Here is a 15,862-nt window from a genome sequence, read left to right on the forward strand (position 1 = left end):
ATCCGTTTCTTCTCCACCCCTGCGACTACTCCTTCTCCCAACGAACAAGGCGTCCGGGATGCTCCCCGCGTTGCCCGATGGTGAGCCCCGCCACGCTGTCTGTCCACTGTGGACTACGCGCGATTCACCGATCCTTGACATACTCACCGTTATGCAGCTGATCTCCCTCGAGCACATCCGGACCGCGGCCGGCCGGATCGCCGGCGCCGCGATCCGCACCCCACTGCTGCCCCAGCACTGGGCGACCGGCGCCCCGCTCTGGCTGAAAGCCGAGAACCTGCAAGGGATCGGCGCGTTCAAGATCCGCGGCGCGTACAACGCGATCGCCGCGCTGAGTGAACCCCAGCGCCAACGCGGAGTGGTCGCCTACTCCAGCGGCAACCACGCGCAGGCGGTCGCGGTGGCGGCGAAGATGTTCGGCGTCCCGGCGGTCATCGTGGTCCCGGACAGCACCCCGCGCAACAAGGTCGAGGCCACCACCGCGCACGGCGCGAAGGTGATCGAGGTGCCCATCGCCCAGCGCGAGATCGCTGCCCAGACCCTCGCCGACCAGCGCGGCTTCAACCTCATCCCGCCCTTCGACCACCCCGAGGTGATCGCCGGGCAGGGCACCATCGGCCTGGAGATCGCCGAGGACCTGCCCGGCACGCAGGTGGTGCTGGTGCCGGTCAGCGGCGGCGGGCTGGCCTCCGGCATCGGCACCGCGATCAAGTCCCTGCTGCCCTCGGCCAGGGTGTACGCGGTCGAGCCGGAACTGGCCGCGGACACCGCGGAAAGCCTGCTCGCCGGCACCAGGGTCGACTGGCCGGTCGAATGGCGGGCGCGCACCATCGCCGACGGCCTGCGCGCGCAACCGTCCGAACTCACCTTCGCGCACCTCAAGCGGGTGGTCGACGGCATCGTCACGGTCAGCGAGGACGAGATCCGCGCGGCCGTCCGGGTGCTGGCGACCAGGGCGAACCTGGTCGCCGAGCCCAGCGGCGCGGTGACCACGGCCGCCTACCTGTTCCGGCGCGACGAACTGCCGGAGGGCCGCACGGTGGCCGTCGTCTCCGGCGGCAACATCGACGCGGCCCTGCTCGCCGAGCTACTCCGGGCGTGACCGGGCGTAGGCCGACGGCGGCGCGTCCACCCCGCAGTGCAGGCACTCGCCCGGTTCCGGGTGGTCGTGCTCGGGTTCCGGCACACTGAGCACGTCGTTGCGCACGCCGATGGCCACCAGCCCACCGGCGACCGCCAGCCCCGCGCACACCAGCAGCGCCGTCCGCCAGCTCGCGGTCAGCGCCACCGGATCGGCGTAGGCCGCCCCGGTCAGCCCGGCGACCGCGGGCAGCAGCGCGATGGCGAGCAGCCCGCCGGTCCTGGCGATGGCGTTGTTCACCCCGGAGGCGACCCCGGCGTACTGGTCCGGCGCCGCGGCCAGCACGGTGGCCGTCACCGGCGCCACCACGGTGGCCAGCCCCAGCCCGAACACGGTCACCGCGGGCAGCACCGCCCCCAGGTACGAGGCCCCCGGTTCGACGCGGAGCAACAGCAGCATGCCCGCCGCGACCAGCATCGGCCCGGCCACCAGCTGCAGCCGCGGCCCGATCTTCTGCGCCAGCCGTCCCGAGTACCCGGAGAGCACCAGCATCACGACGGTGATCGGCAGCCCGGCCAGCCCGGCCGCGGTCGGCGAGTACCCCAGCGACACCTGGAGCTGCAGCACCATCAGCATCATCACGCCGCCGAGCGCGGCGTAGACGACCAGCGTGAGCCCGTTGGCCAGGGTGAACGTCCGGTTGGCGAACAGCTGCGGCGGCACCAGCGGATCGGCCGACCGCCGCTGGAGCACCACGAAGGCCACCAGCCCGGCGACCCCGGCCACGCCGGACCCGAGCACCAGCGCGTCACCGGCCCCGCGCACCGGCAGCTCGACCAGCGCCGCGGTGATCCCGGCCAGCCCCACCGCGCCGACCACCGAGGCCAGCACGTTCGGCTTGCCGGTGTGCTGCTGCTGGTCGCACGACTCCGGCACGTACTTGCGGGCCAGCCAGACGCAGACCACCGCGATCGGCAGGTTGATCAGGAAGGCCAGCCGCCACGACCAGACCTGCACCAGCAGCCCGCCGACCAGCGGCCCGATCGCGGCCGCGATGCCACCGAGCCCGGACCAGGCGCCGATCGCCCTGGCCCGTTCGGCCCGCGGGAACGCCGACTGCAGGATCGCCAGCGAACCGGGGGTGAGCAGCGCGCCGCCGATGCCCTGGAGGATCCGGGTGGCCACCAGCATCTCGGTGGTCACCGCGAGCCCGCACAACACCGACGCGACGCCGAACCAGACTACGCCGATGACGAAGACCCGCCGCCGCCCGTACCGGTCCCCCAGCGAACCGGCGATCAGGATCAACGACGCGAGCGCCAGCATGTACCCGTCGAGGATCCACTGCAGACCGGAAACCGAGGCCTCGAGCTCCTCGCCGATCCGCGGCAGCGCGACGTTGACGATCGTGCCGTCGAGCATGGCCATGCCCGACCCCAGGATGGTGGTGGCGAGCACGCCCCGCGCGGCGGGCGTTCCCCAGCGGACGAGATCGGGTGCGGTCACGGCCGGTTCAGCGTGGTGACGAACTTGTACCGGTCACCGCGGTAGATGGAGCGGACGAACTCCACCGGCTTGCCGTCGGCGGCGAACGAGTGCCGCGACAGCAACAACATCGGCATGCCCACGTCGGCGCCGAGCAGTTCGGCCTCCTGCGGGCCGGCGAGCGCGGTCTCGATGGTCTCCTCCGCGCGTTCCATCTCCACGCCGAACTGCTCGCGCAGCACCGCGTACAGCGAACCGCCCGCGCTGACGTGCTTGCGCAGCCCGCGGAAGCGCCCCAGCGGCAGGTGCGTGGTCTCCAGCGCCATCGGCTCGGCGTCGGCCAGGCGCAGGCGTCGCATGCGCAGCACCTTCGCCCCGGCGCGGATGCCGAGCAGCTTGGCCAGCTCGCCCTCGGCGGGCAGCTCGTCGATCTCCAGCAGCTTCGACGACGGCTCGCGCCCGGACGCCCGCATGTCCTCGGTGTAGGAGGACAGCTGCAGGCGCTGGGCGAACTTCGGCTCGGCGGCGAAGGTGCCCTTGCCCTGCACGCGGTGCAGGCGGCCCTCCACGGTCAGGTCGGCCAGCGCCTGGCGGACGGTGGTCCGCGAGACGCCGAACTCGCCGGCCAGCGCCCGCTCGGTGGGGATGGACGACCCGGCGGGCAGTGCGTCCAGCAGGTCCAGCAGGTGTTGCTTCAGTGCCCAGTACTTCGGCTCGCGTTGCCCCCTGGTCCCGGTGGCCGAGCCGGATTCCCCGGGCGGTGATGTCTCCAACATGAGCGGCTCCTTCACAACACGCGCGACTCCTCACGGAAAAAGTACTCTTCGACGGGACTGGGTCGACCAGCTAGCATTGGTCTAGACCAGACAAGAGGAGTGCACCATGACCGTAGAGGGTCAGCAGCCCGGCGCGCACATGGCCGCCGAAATCGCCGAGCAGCCCGCCGTGCTGGCGGCCCTGCGGGAGCGGCAGCCCGAGATCGCCGAGGTGGCCGACGCCATCGCGAAACGCCCGCCCCGCTTCGCTTTGCTGGCCGCGAGGGGGTCCAGCGACCACGCCGCGCTCTACGCCAAGTACCTCATCGAGGTGCTCCTCGGCCTGCCCGCGGGACTGGTCTCGCCGTCCACCGTGACGCTCTACGGGGCCGCTCCGGACCTCCGGGACGTGCTGCTGGTGACGGTCAGCCAAAGTGGAGGTTCACCTGATCTGGTGGAATTCACCGAGTCGGCCCGCAAGCAGGGCGCACGCACGGTGGCGGTCAGCAACACTCCGTCGTCGCCGCTGAGCGCCGCCGCGGAGCTGGCGGTGGACATCGGCGCCGGGCAGGAGCAGGCGGTCGCCGCGACCAAGACCTACTCGGCCACGCTGCTCGCGCTGTACCTGCTCGTCGACGCGGTGCGCGGCGGCAAGGGCGCGGACGCCGACGGGCTCGGCGAGCTGGCCCAGCAGACCCTCGACCGCTCGGCGGCGGGGGTGCAGCGCGCGGTCGACCGGTACCGCTTCGTCAACCGGGTGATCACCGCCGGCCGCGGGTACTCCTACGCCAGCGCGCTGGAGGCCGCGCTCAAGCTCGCCGAGACCAGTTACCTGGCCGCGCGCGCGTACAGCGGGGCGGACCTGCTCCACGGCCCGGTCGCGGCGATCGACGGTGAGACGGCCGTGCTCGCGCTGACCAACCGCGGCAAGGGCGGCGACGCCATGCGCGAGGTGCTGGACGCGGTCGCCGGCCGCGGGGCCGACGTGCTGGCGATCGGCTCGGCCGCCGCGGACGTCCCGGCCGCACTGCGGATCGACGTGCCGCCGGTGGCCGAGGAGCTCGCACCGATTCTCGACGTGCTCCCGGCGCAGAGCCTGGCGCTGGGCCTTTCGCTGGCCAGGGGCGGTGACCCGGACCGGCCGCGCGGGCTCAACAAGGTCACCAAAACCCGCTGATCTTCTCGCCACGACTGGTGACTCGTGACCGAATTCACGGCATAGTCACCATCGTGTTGCGAGGAGGCCCCCAGTGAGTGACCCCAGCCGTCCCTGCGTCGTCGGTGTCGACGCGGGCGGGACGTCCACCCGCGCGCTCGCCGTCGACGCCGACGGCATCGTGCTCGGCAGCGGCCGCGCGGGCGGTGCCAACCCCAACGCGCACCCGCCGGAACAGGCCGCGGCGAACATCGCCGCCGCCATCGGCGACGCGCTGCGCGACGCCGACCCCGGCGCGGTCAGAGCCTGCGTGGTCGGCATGGCCGGGGTCAGCAAGCTCACCGATCCCGCGATGGCGAAGGTGTTCGACGAAGCCTGGCTCGGCCTCGGGCTCGGCTGCGGGGTGCGCATGGTCGCCGACGCCGAGGCCGCCTTCGCCTCGGCCACCGACGCCCCGGACGGCACCGTGCTGGTGGCGGGCACCGGCTCGATCTCGGCCCGCATCCGCAAGCGGCGGCTGGTCTCCACCACCGGCGGCTACGGCTGGCTGCTCGGCGACGAGGGCTCGGCGTTCTGGATCGGCCGCGAGGCGGTGCGGGCCACGCTGACCGCGCTCGGCAAGGGCGGCCCGTTCGACGGGCTGCCGCTGGCCGTGCTGCGCGAGGCCCTGCACCTGTCCGATTTGGACGCCCTGCGCGCGCAGACCGAAACCGACCGGTTGCTCACCTCCCGCCGGTTGATCACCACCTGCAACTTCGAATCGCCGATCCGGCTGGCCAGGTTCGCCCCGCTGGTCAGCGCGACCGCCGCCGAAGGTGACGCGACCGCACGGGAAATCACCGACCGCGCGGCGGAACTGCTGGTGGCCAACGCCCTCGCGGCCCGCGAACCCGACGAGGACACCCCGCTGGTGCTCGTCGGCAGCGTGCTGGTCGGCGACAGCCCGGTCGGCGCGAAGGTGCGGGAAACGCTCCGTGCACTGGAAATCCGTTCGGCCACCGATGGCGTACTCGGCGCCGCCTGGCTGGCGGCAGTGGACGCCTTCGGCGAGAACGCTCCGCGACCGGTGCTCGAAATCCAGTAGAGCGCACCAACTCGGTCATCGACGAGCCGCGGCTTCGGCGAGTACGGTGGTAACCGGCCCCCGGACCCTCCCCCCTCGCCGGGGGCCGTCTACTTCTCCCCGGTGCGCTCCTCCGGCAGCCGCGGGTGCCGCAGACCGGGGTGTTCGGCGGGCAGCGAGCGGTAGAGCACCCAGCCGCTGACCGCCAGCGTCAGCGCCACCAGCGGCCAGGACAACACCGTGCGCGCGATGCCCAGCGCCACCACCTGGCCGCTCCACCACAGCGAGCCGTACACCAGCACGCGCAGGGTGTACTGGCCGAAGACCCAGATCCAGCTCGCCCGCGAGTACGCACGCAGCAGCTCGGGGTCGCGCCGCCAGCGCGTCTTCTGCCCGAGCGCGAAGCCGACCACCACGCCCAGCAGCGGCCACCGCACCACGATGCTCGCCGCCCACAGCAGCGCACTGGCCACATTGGACAGCAGCTGGATCAGGAAGAAGTCCTCCGCGCGCCCGGTGTGCAGCGCGATCAGCGCCGCCGCGATGACCGCCGCGAGGCTGACCACCACCGCCCGCGCCTTGTCCCCGGTGACCAGCCGGAAGACCCCTAACACCACGGCGACCCCGATGGCCACCCCGGCACCCCAGGCGATGGACGAGTCCGCGGCCAGCCAGCCGACCACGAAGGCGGCCGGCGGCACGCTCGCGTCCAGCGCGCCCTTGCGCCCGCCGAGCAGCTGGGCCAGTGACTCGCGCGATTCGGTCGAAGGGGACTCGGTCACCCCTACAGCCTGCCTCAAACCGCCAGCGAAGGGCACCCTTACCTTCCGGGGATCCGCTAGATCATTCCGCAGGATGATGCCGGGCGGCCGGTCGAGGGCGTCTAATTACGGGTGCCAAGATGACGGTGGACGTACGACACTGTGACGTCCGAGCAAAACAGAGGTTGCGGCAATCGGGATTGTGGGGCGATCTTCGAGTGTTGATGCCGTTACCGGAGAGGTTTTCGCAGGGCACGGGGTGGAGGGAGACCCAGAGTGTTTGGCTTTGACAGCTACGTCGCCGTCGGCGACAGCTTCACCGAAGGGCTGAACGACGAGCTTCCGGACGGCAGTTTCCGGGGATTCGCCGATCGGCTGGCCGAGATTCTGGCTGGGGGCCGGAGTGACTTCCGTTACGCCAACACGGCGCTGCGGGGCAAGATGCTCGCCGAGATCGTCGACGAGCAGATCCCGCTCGCGCTGGAGTTCAAACCCGATCTGGTGACGCTGTGCGCCGGGGGCAACGACATCGTGGTGCCCGGCGTGGACGTGGACGCGGTGGCCGCGCGCTTCGAGGAGGCCGTGGTCGCGCTGCGCGCCGCGGGCATCACCGTGGCCGTGTACACCGGTCCCGACACCAAGGTGATGTCGGTGATGAACCGCCTGCGCGGCAAGGTGGCGATCTACAACGCCCACGTGCGCGCGATCGCCGACCGGCACGGCGCGCACGTGGTGGACCTGTGGTCGATGGACGCGCTGCACGACCTGCGGGCGTGGAGCGACGACCGGCTGCACTTCACCCCGGACGGGCACCGCCGGATCGCCTTGCGCACCGCCGAGGTGCTCGGTGTGCCGACCAGCCAGGACTGGCGCGAGCCGTGGCCCGCCGAGCCGGAGCCGACCTGGATCTCGCTGCGGCGCTCGGATCTGGAGTGGACGCGGACGCACCTGCTGCCGTGGATCCGCCGCCACCTGCGCGGCGAGTCGCTGGGTGACGGGCTCACGCCGAAGCGGCCGCGACTGGACCCGCTGCGTCCCTCGGACGGTGGGCTGGTGGAGTCCCAGCCCACTCCCTGAGGGGTTTTCCGGACAGGAGCGTCAGGTGTGGACTATTGTCCGTCACCTGAAGTGACTGGGGGGAGGCGGTTTCGTCGTGTCCACATGGCAACAGCCCGCTGACATCGGCAAGTGGCTCGACGTGGTCCCGTGGGTGATCACGGACTCGCAGCCGGGGGCGGCCGGGCCGCCCGCCGGCGGGTTCGCCATGAGCCGCAGCGAGATGATCAACGTGCTGACCGAGGCGAAGCAGCTGCGGGTGCTGGTCGACACCCAGATCATGGCCACCGCGCCGCTCAGCCGGATCACGCCACCGGGGCGGGATCCGGCGAGCGAGCGCTACGTGGCCGCGGCCAACGCCACCGGCGTCAACTACATCAACCACCTGCGGTTGCAGTCGAAGTACCTCGGTGACCTGGTCGGCAAGCTGAACAAGGCGCTGGGCAACGTCGAAGAGGCCGACGCGAACTCGGCCGCCGCGGCACGGAAGGCCGGCGAGCACTGATGGGCTGGTTCCTCGGTCAGGCGGGCGGCTCCTGGAGCGGGCTCGACGAGTACCTGAAGAAGCTGGAGGAGGACGGCGCGTTCATCCCGCCGGGCGACCTGGTGCAGATGATCCGCGACGGCGCCGGTCCGGCCAGCCTCCAGGAGGCGCGGCAGCTGGGCCTGAACCAGCACGACGAGCAGCGCGAACTGGAGGACGGCGCGCGCCGGCTGGTGGCCAAGCTCGAATCGGCGTGGACCGGCAGCGCCTCCGACTCGGCGCGCGCCAACATCCAGCCGCTGGCCACCGTCGCCGAGGTCGCCGCGAAGACGCTCAAGGTGAACTCGGAGATCGTGCAGAACCAGGTGCACAGCTTCGACGCGCTCAAGGCGAACCTGCACCAGGTGTCGAACGACCCGCCGGAAAAGGGGTTCTGGGACAGCGCCACCCCGTGGGACACCGACACCGAGGACCAGATCAACCAGCGCAACCAGCAGGTCTCCGAGAACAGCGAGAAGTACTCGGTCTACGTGCAGACCAGTGACGACAACAAAGCGTCGATGGTCACCGATTACGGGCACGTCCCCGGTTACAGCGGAAACGATTTCGAGGTCGAACCACGCAAACCGGGCGATCCCGGCGACGACAAGGGCGATCAGGACGGGAAATACCGAATTCCCAAAAAAGACGATTCGACCAGCGTCAGCGGATTCACCGGTCACCCGACCACGCCGCCGCCGAACATCCCGCCGCCCGTGCAGCCGCCGCACCACCCGCCGGTGCAGCCGCCGAACCCGCCCATCCCGATCGGCACCACGCCGTCCGGGTACCAGCCGCCGAAGCCGAACAAGCCGGCCTGGCCGGGCATCCCCGGCCTGCCGCAGGGCGGCCCCAACGGCTTCGGGCCGCGCGGTGGCGGTGCCGGTGGTGACTTCGGCGCCGGTGCCTTCGGTCCCGGTGGCGGCATCCCGTCGGCCGGGGTCGGCGGCGGTGGCTCGGGTGTCGGTGGTGGTTCGGGGGCCGGCGGTGGCGCCGGTGCGCCCGGAGCGGGCGCCAGGGTCGGCGCGGGCGGCCTGCCCGGTGCCGGTGGGCCCGCCGCACCCGGTGGCGCGCCGGGCGGCTCCGGTTCCGGCGCGGGTGCCCGCGGCGGTATGGGCGGCATGGGCGGCGGCGGCGGTGGCCAGGGCGGACAGGGCGGCGAGGACAGCGAGCACCGCCGTGCCTCCTACCTGGAGGAAGCCGATCCCGACGCGATCTTCGGCACGGACGAGCGGACGGCGCCGCCGGTGATCGGGCAGTGAGCGTGCGACTGCCCCAGCCGATCGTGCTGCCGCTGGCGGCGTTCCGGCAGGCGTGGAAGTGGCAGCGGCTGGGCCCGCTGCACCCGGTGATCGGCATCGAGGAGCGCTGGGCCGACTCGGACACCCAGCGCGACCTGGAGCGCCGCGTGGTGGACGGGCTCAACCGCGCCGGGCTGGCCCGCAACGGGGTGCTGAGCAGGCACTTCAAGGAAGTGCTGAAGGTGCTCGCCGAGGCCGACCGCGAGTTCTACGGCTGGGTCGGCCTGGTCGACTCCGGCAACTCGGCCGGGGTGCTGGTGGCCACCGACGAGTTCGGCAGCGCGGTGCGGGTGTTCCGCGACGACACGCACATCCGGCTGGACCACGCCGAGTACCACGCGCCCGAGCGCTGCCTGGTGGACTCGCTGCCGCGGGTGCCGCCCGCCAAGGTGCCGGAGCTGCGCGTGCCCAAGTCGGGCGCGGACGCGGTGACCGAGCTGACCAGCTCGCGGCGCACCGGGGTGCACAAGCTGCACGCCGCCCGCCCGGACCGCGGCGGCTCCCGGCGGCGCAGTGCGCCGCTGACCGTGCTCGACCTCGCCGGACGCGGTCGCGTGATGACCTTCGTCACCGAGGGCAAGGGCGCCGAACCGCAGGTCAACTGCGCTTCCGGCACGCCGGAGGCGATGGTGCGCCATTTGCACGCGGCGGATTCCGCCCTCCGGCCCTACTGAGGATTAGCACCCGGATGAACCCTCAAGTTATGGTCAGAAGATGTCCGGCCGCCTGTTGCTGATCCCGTTGGCGCTGGTGGTGACCGCCGCGTTGGCGCTGGTCATCACCTGGACCGACGGTGCCCGGCTGGAGGCGGAGCTGGCGCAGCGGTCGGGCACGCCCGCCGCGGCGCCCCCGGCCCAGCCCGCCATCGCCGCGGAAGGCGCCGAGGGCGGTGACGCGAAGCGCGAGCTCCAGGCCGAAATCGATCAGCTGCTCGCGGCCGAGCCGATCACCTTCACCCCGGACACCGCCGAGCTGACCGCGGAGAGCGAGCAGACCGTCTCCCGGATCCGCGAGGTGCTGGCGAAGGCGCCCGCGGACGCCACCTTCGAGGTGGGCGGGCACGTCGCGAAGACGCCGGGGGACGAGGAGTCCGGCCTGGAGTTGTCGCGGCAGCGCGCGGAAGCGGTGGCGAAGCTGGTCGCCGGTGAAGCGGTGCCCGCCGAGCGGATCACCGCGAAGGGCTACGGGGACACGCGACCCAAGGCGGGCGGTGGGGACGACCGCCGGGTCGAGATCACGGTCAAGTAGGGGGATTCGACGATGCTGTGGTTGTTCGGCCAGATCTGGGTCTGGTTGCTGGTCGCCTTCGGCCTCGGGGTGCTGCTGACCTGGGTGGTGCTGTCCGTGGTGCACCGCAAGGAGCTGGCGCGGGCCGAGGCGGCGGCGCTGCCGTCGAGGCCGTTCTACGAGGACGAGGCGCCGGCGGCTCCGGTGGTCTATCCCGAAGACGACTACGACGACGGCTTCACCTACGACGAGCGCCCCCGCAACGGCCACGCCCACCCCGAGCCCAACGCCTACGGGCACGACAACGACTTCCCGAAGGAAGACCAGGACGAGCCCTACGCCGGCCACGACCCGTACCCGGACTCGTACCCGGGCAACCTGCACCCGGTCGACGCCTACCCCGACGACGGCTACCCCCGGGACGACTACCCGGACGAGCGGCCGCGCGGCGGTCAGCCGGACGAGATCGAGTGGCCGGTGGAGAACGCCCAACCCGCGTGGCCGACCGACGAGGACTGGCCGCCTGCGGAGCCCCGGCAGCGCAACTGGTAATTTCGGCTGTCCATTCGAGGAGGGTCGATGCCGCTGCCGCACTGGACCGCGGACGGGGTGCTCCCACCCGGCGCGCATCCGGCGGATCTGGCCGATATCTACGAGCGCCTGGTCTGCGACGCGCCCTATCAGAACGAGCGCGAGATCTTGTTCGGCGCGCTGAGCAGCTATCTCGGCGTGGTGTGCCGGGTCATCCCGTCGGGGCGCGCCTGGATCGACGGCGGGCTGGCGCTGTGGTCCAACGAGCCGCCGGGCACCGTCGACGTGGTGCTCATCCCCGACGAGTGGGGCAGCCTGAAGAAGCTCGACGGCGCCGCGCGCGCCGCGCTGTACGGCATGGTCACGCTGCGCGGCGCGATCATCGGGCAGCCCGCGATGTACCTGGACCAGGTGCAGCCGGTCGGTGGCCTGCTCGACGGTTACCTGTGCGTGCCGGGGCACGAGGAGGCGTGGGCGCAGACCTGGTCGTCGGTGCGCGGGCCGTACGGGCCGATCGAAGGGCTCGTGAAGGGGTACGCGGAGGTCCGCTGGTGAACAAGTTCCGCGAGCTGGCCGAGGACATCCCCGGCGGGACGTGGCTGGACGACCTGGCACGCGCGTCGGCGATGGCGGCGCACGCGAAGTTCGAGCGCACCTCGCGGTCGCCGCTGCTGCGGGTGTCGGTGATCGGGTCGTCGCAGCAGGACGCGTACACGTTCTCGGACATCGGCCGCGCCCTCCAGGACGCGACGGCGAAGATCGGCCGGATCATCCGCGATCCGCAGAGCGAGATCACCTACGTGCAGCCCGCTGATCGCGAGAAGGCACCGCTGATCCAGCGCGGGCAGGCGGGCAACACGCTGTTCTTCGGTTTCCCGGAGCCGGAGCCCGCCGACGCCCTCATCCACGACGGCATCGAGACGCTGTCGGAGCGCGCGGTCAAGGAGCTGTGCGACTTCCTGCCCGCCAACGGTTCCGATGACGGCGCGCTGGACGCGGTGCTGCTGCAGCGCGACACCGTGCGGAACGCGGTGAGCGACATCGTGGCGGCGGTGAGCAAGAACGCCGGGATCGGCTTGCAGCTGACCACGACGGCCGGCGAGGACGTGCTGCGGAGCATGACCACCGAGCAGGCGCGCGTGCTGCGGGGCAGCCTGCGGGAGTCGCGCGAGGAGGTCGGGTACGAGACGGTGTCCGGCAGGCTCGACGGCGTGCGCACCCGGCGGCGGATCTTCTACCTGGAGCGCGAGTCGGGCGGCACGGTGCAGGGTGCGGTGGCGCCGGACCTGCTGGACGAGATCAAACTGAACCTCGACCGGCCGGTCACCGCGCGCCTGCGGGTGGTCCGCACCACCACCATCGACGGCCGCCGGGGCCGCCCGGTGTACGAACTGCTCGAAATCACGCCAGAAACCAGCCTCTTCTAACGCCCTTTTCTCGGGTGTCACGGGCCTGCCGGGGTGCCTCCCGAGTGCTGTGAATGTGGCTTTCACAGCGGATTCGGCAGTGAAAGCCACATTCACAGCACGGGCGCCGGGGCAGCGGGCGGCAGGCAGCGAGGCAGCAGGCATGAGGCGCCGGGCAGCCGGAAGCGGGCACCGGGCGGCGGCAGGCAGCGAGGCATCGAGCGTGAGGCGGCGAGGCAGCCGGAAGCGGGCAGCGGACGGCAGCCAGCGAGGCAGCGAGCGGCGAGGTAGCGGGCGGCGAGGCGGGCAGCGGCAGCCAGCGAGGAAGCGAGCGTGAGGCAGCGGGCAGCGGGCAGCGGGCAACGGGCAGCGGGCAGCGGACAGCGGACAGCGGACAGCGGAGGAAGCTTGACAGCCGGCCGGCGCTCCCCCTCGGCGCGCCGGCCGGCTGGTGGTGCGCCGGACCCTCCCCCTGGCCCGGTCCGGCGCGGTGGCTTCCGCTCGCGTCCCACCGCGGCACCGGAAGCCGCGGTGATCGCCGGCTTGTGGCCCTCCCCGGCCGCCGGGCGATCACCGCGTTTTGAACACTACGCGTGAGCGCCGCCACCCTGCTAAGAGTTCACTAAGTAGATATTTCACCTGTCCGCGAAGATCTTCCGCTCACTGGACTTCGCCGGTGACTTACCGCTATTCGTCCAGCGCGGCGAGTTCCGCACCGAGCTCCACCGGCCACGGCGCGCCCGCCTGCCGGAACCGTTCCTCGGCGAGTTCGAGCTGCTCACGGGCCTGCACCCGGTCGCCACGGGCCTTCCGCACCCGACCCAGCGCCGCCCGGGAAACGCCCTCCTGCAGAAGGAATCCACGGCTGGTCGTCAGGCCGATCGCCTGCCGCGCATACCGCTCCGCTTCGCCCAATTCGCCGGTTTCCAGGTACAGCTCCGCCAGGTTGTTCAGCGATACCACAGCGTAACTGTCGTCCCCGAGTTCACGGTCGATCGCGAGCGAGCCGAGCTGGTGCTCGATCGCCTCGGCGAACCGCCCGGACAGCTTCTCCGCCTCCGCGCAGTTGTTCAGCGCCTGCCCGCGCAACGCCGGATCGCCGGTCCGCTCGGTCTCGGCGATCGCGTGCCGCAGCCGCTCGATCGCCTCGTCGTACCGGCCGGAACTGCTCAGCGCCGCGCCCACGTGGATGTTCGCCGACACCAGCAACCGCTTGTCCCCCACCTCGACGGCCAGTTCGAGCGCGCGCTCGGCATCGGCGAGCCCACCGCCGTCGATGCCGAAGGTGAGCGCGATGGCGCACCGCGAGATGAGCATCCAGCAGTGCGCGAGCGGGTTCCCGGACGCCTTCGCCGCGGCCAGGCCCAGCTCGACCAACCCGGTCCACTCGTCCCGCAGCGGCCGCACCACGCGATAGGTGTGCACCACGCGCGCGAGCTGCCAGGCGTCCTCGAACCGCCCGGCGCGGTAGGCGGCCTCGCAGGTTTCGAGCAGGTTCGGCCACTCCAGCGCGAACCAGTCCAGCGCGTCGTCGAAGTCGGCGAAGCCGGGCAATTCCGACTCCGGCACCGCGGCGGAGAAGTCGAGCGAGTCGACGATGCGCAGCAGCCGCCGCCGCGCCCGGTCGCCCGCCGCCTGGTAGTACCGCACCGACCGCCGCAGCACGGCTTCGCGTTCGGTGGCGGCCAGTTCCGTCTCGGCCAGCCCGCGCAGGTACAGCCGGATCAGGTCGTGCGGCGCGAACACGTCCCGGCCGACCTCGGTGAGCAGGTGGTACGCCGCGAGCGTGCGCAACAACCGCCGCGCCTCGGCGACACCGGTACCCCCGAGCGCGGCGGCCAGGTGCGGCCCGATCGACGGCCCGGTGAACGCGCCGAGCAACCGGAACAACGCGCCGACCGGCTCGGGCAGCCCCCGGTGCGACACGTCCAGCGCGGCCCGCACGCTGGTCTCCGCCACGTCCACCCCGGCCACGTCCAACGCGGTCAGCCGGGTCCGCTCGTCGGCCAGCTCCGCGACCAGGTCGTCGACGGTCCACTGTGGACTCACCGCCAGCCGGGCGCCGGCGATGCGCAGCGCCAGCGGCAGGTACGCGCACAGTTCGGCCAGCTTGCCGTAGTCACCGGGCCCGGCCAGTTCCTCGATCAACCGCACCGCGTCGGCAGGCGGCATCGTCTCCAGCGCCCGGAGGCGCGCCGCACTGGACACCACCAGCCCGTCCAACCGCGCGCGGCTGGTCACCACGGCCACCGACCCCGGCGCCGGCGGCAGCAGCGGGCGGACCTGCTCGGCCGAACGCGCGTCGTCGAGCACGACCAGCACGTTCGCATCGGCCAGCAGTGAGCGGTACAGCGCGATGCGCTCGTGTGGTTTCTCCGGGAGTTCGGCGGGCCGGACGCCGAGGCCGAGCAGGAACTGGGTGACCACCTCACCGGGCGCGAGCGGCGGGTGCTCGGGGTCGAACCCGCGCAGCGTCGCGAACAGCACGCCGTCGGGGAAGTCGCCCGCGGTGCGGTGCGCCCACGAGATCGCCAGCGCGCTCTTGCCGACGCCGGGCGCGCCGGTGACCACGCCGACCACGCTCGCCCCGTGCCGCGCGTGCTCGACCAGACCGTCCAACCAGGTCAGCTCGTCCGCGCGCCCGGCGAACCGCGGCACCGCGGGCGGCAGCTGCGCCGGGCTCACCCGGACCAGCCGGGGCGGCGGTCCCTTGGGCACCGACGGGTCGGCCAGGTCGTCACGCAGGATGCGGTCGTGCAGTTCGCGCAGCTCGCCGCCGGGGTCGATGCCGAGCGTGCCGACCACGTGCCGGGCCGCGCGGCGGTACACCGCGAGCGCGTCGGCCCGGCGGCCGGCGTGGTAGAGCGCGCGCATCAGCTGGCCGATCGTGCGTTCCGCCAACGGGTTCTCGCGGACCATCGTGGTCAGCTCGGAGATCAACTCGGCGTGCCGCCCGAGTTCGAGGTCGGCGTCCACCCGGGCGCCGTGCACGGCGAGGCGCAGGTCCTCCAGTTCGGGCGCGTGCACCGAATCCGGGACGCCGGAGAGCACCGGGCCCTTCCAGAGCGCGAGCGCCTCGGCGAGCACGGTGGCGCGGCGCTCGGCGCCGGCCGCGCTGGCGTACTCGAGCAGCGCCCGCGCGCGGTGCACGTCGATCTGCGACGGGTCGACGGTCAGCTGGTAGCCGGGCGGGCTGGTGTGGATCTGCGCGCCGTCGCCGCCGTCGCCCTGGATGGACCGCAGCACGCGGCGGAGGTGGGACACGTTGCCGTGGACTATGGTCCGCGCGGTGGCCGGTGGATCGTGGCCCCACAACGCGTCGATGATGTCGTCCAGTGGAACGACCTTGTTGGCGTGCAAGGCGAGCAGCGCCAGCAGGCCGCGCACGCCGGGCCCGCCGACCGGTACCGGGCGCGAGCCCGCGAGCAGTTGCACCGGCCCGAGCAGCTGGAACCAGGCTTGCCGGGACGCGAAATCCCCTTCGCTCACTACGCCTCCCCTGCGTCGTGGACGAGCA

At 72.2% G+C, this 15,862-nt stretch carries 15 protein-coding genes; 11 read left to right on the forward strand and 4 right to left on the reverse strand.

The features are described from left to right. Positions 1-151: 151 nt before the first annotated feature. Positions 152-1,102, forward strand: coding sequence for a threonine/serine dehydratase (locus JYK18_RS08660; RefSeq protein WP_206801597.1), 951 nt, complete (start codon positions 152-154; stop codon positions 1,100-1,102). Here JYK18_RS08660 and JYK18_RS08665 read toward each other — a convergent pair. Both JYK18_RS08665 and JYK18_RS08670 read right to left on the reverse strand, forming a co-directional pair. Beyond that, positions 1,088-2,587 carry an MFS transporter gene (locus tag JYK18_RS08665; protein ID WP_307795828.1) on the reverse strand — a complete coding sequence of 500 codons (1,500 nt, stop codon included), beginning with the start codon at positions 2,585-2,587 and terminating at the stop codon, positions 1,088-1,090. The genes JYK18_RS08660 and JYK18_RS08665 overlap by 15 nt on opposite strands. Further along, the gene (locus JYK18_RS08670; RefSeq protein WP_206801598.1) at positions 2,584-3,342 is read right to left on the reverse strand and encodes a GntR family transcriptional regulator; all 759 of its coding nucleotides are present in this window, start codon (positions 3,340-3,342) and stop codon (positions 2,584-2,586) included. The genes JYK18_RS08665 and JYK18_RS08670 overlap by 4 nt, the downstream gene beginning before the upstream one ends. A gap of 106 nt (positions 3,343-3,448) precedes the next feature. On the opposite strand from JYK18_RS08670, the gene JYK18_RS08675 reads away from it, so the two are divergent. Both JYK18_RS08675 and JYK18_RS08680 read left to right on the forward strand, forming a co-directional pair. Next, positions 3,449-4,498 carry an SIS domain-containing protein gene (locus JYK18_RS08675; protein WP_242579025.1) on the forward strand — a complete coding sequence of 350 codons (1,050 nt, stop codon included), beginning with the start codon at positions 3,449-3,451 and terminating at the stop codon, positions 4,496-4,498. Between the two features lie 73 nt (positions 4,499-4,571). After that, complete coding sequence (locus JYK18_RS08680; protein WP_206801599.1) at positions 4,572-5,561, forward strand: N-acetylglucosamine kinase; 990 nt, start codon at positions 4,572-4,574, stop codon at positions 5,559-5,561. Between the two features lie 89 nt (positions 5,562-5,650). Here JYK18_RS08680 and JYK18_RS08685 read toward each other — a convergent pair whose 3' ends face one another. Continuing rightward, complete coding sequence (locus JYK18_RS08685; RefSeq protein WP_206801600.1) at positions 5,651-6,322, reverse strand: DUF3159 domain-containing protein; 672 nt, start codon at positions 6,320-6,322, stop codon at positions 5,651-5,653. Positions 6,323-6,577: 255 nt separating this feature from the next. Here JYK18_RS08685 and JYK18_RS08690 point away from each other — a divergent pair, with 255 nt between their 5' ends. From JYK18_RS08690 to JYK18_RS08725, 8 genes are all read left to right on the forward strand, one after another. Continuing rightward, on the forward strand, positions 6,578-7,378 hold the full coding sequence (locus JYK18_RS08690; RefSeq protein ID WP_206801601.1) for an SGNH/GDSL hydrolase family protein: 801 nt from the start codon (positions 6,578-6,580) through the stop codon (positions 7,376-7,378). Between the two features lie 76 nt (positions 7,379-7,454). Next, positions 7,455-7,862, forward strand: a complete 408-nt coding sequence (locus JYK18_RS08695; RefSeq protein ID WP_206801602.1) for a hypothetical protein — start codon at positions 7,455-7,457, stop codon at positions 7,860-7,862. Then, on the forward strand, positions 7,862-9,142 hold the full coding sequence (locus tag JYK18_RS08700) for a hypothetical protein (RefSeq protein ID WP_206801603.1): 1,281 nt from the start codon (positions 7,862-7,864) through the stop codon (positions 9,140-9,142). Before JYK18_RS08695 ends, JYK18_RS08700 begins: the two co-directional genes overlap by 1 nt. A 2-nt stretch (positions 9,143-9,144) precedes the next feature. Next, entirely contained in the window at positions 9,145-9,855 is a 711-nt protein-coding gene (locus tag JYK18_RS08705; protein WP_206801604.1) for an ESX secretion-associated protein EspG, read from the forward strand. Between the two features lie 40 nt (positions 9,856-9,895). Beyond that, positions 9,896-10,429: an OmpA family protein gene (locus JYK18_RS08710; protein ID WP_206801605.1), complete on the forward strand. Its 534-nt coding sequence runs from the start codon at positions 9,896-9,898 to the stop codon at positions 10,427-10,429. A gap of 12 nt (positions 10,430-10,441) precedes the next feature. Then, the gene (locus tag JYK18_RS08715) at positions 10,442-10,960 is read left to right on the forward strand and encodes a hypothetical protein (RefSeq protein WP_206801606.1); all 519 of its coding nucleotides are present in this window, start codon (positions 10,442-10,444) and stop codon (positions 10,958-10,960) included. A 27-nt stretch (positions 10,961-10,987) separates the two neighbouring features. Next, positions 10,988-11,494 carry a hypothetical protein gene (locus JYK18_RS08720; protein ID WP_206801607.1) on the forward strand — a complete coding sequence of 169 codons (507 nt, stop codon included), beginning with the start codon at positions 10,988-10,990 and terminating at the stop codon, positions 11,492-11,494. Continuing rightward, positions 11,488-12,366 (forward strand): hypothetical protein, encoded by an 879-nt coding sequence (locus JYK18_RS08725; RefSeq protein ID WP_206804111.1) that lies wholly within the window; start codon positions 11,488-11,490, stop codon positions 12,364-12,366. The genes JYK18_RS08720 and JYK18_RS08725 overlap by 7 nt, the downstream gene beginning before the upstream one ends. A gap of 666 nt (positions 12,367-13,032) precedes the next feature. Here the strand turns inward: JYK18_RS08725 and JYK18_RS08730 are convergent. Beyond that, positions 13,033-15,834, reverse strand: coding sequence for a BTAD domain-containing putative transcriptional regulator (locus JYK18_RS08730; protein ID WP_307795829.1), 2,802 nt, complete (start codon positions 15,832-15,834; stop codon positions 13,033-13,035). Positions 15,835-15,862: the final 28 nt, after the last annotated feature.

This window comes from Amycolatopsis sp. 195334CR, from assembly GCF_017309385.1.
Classification (GTDB): Bacteria; Actinomycetota; Actinomycetes; order Mycobacteriales; family Pseudonocardiaceae; genus Amycolatopsis.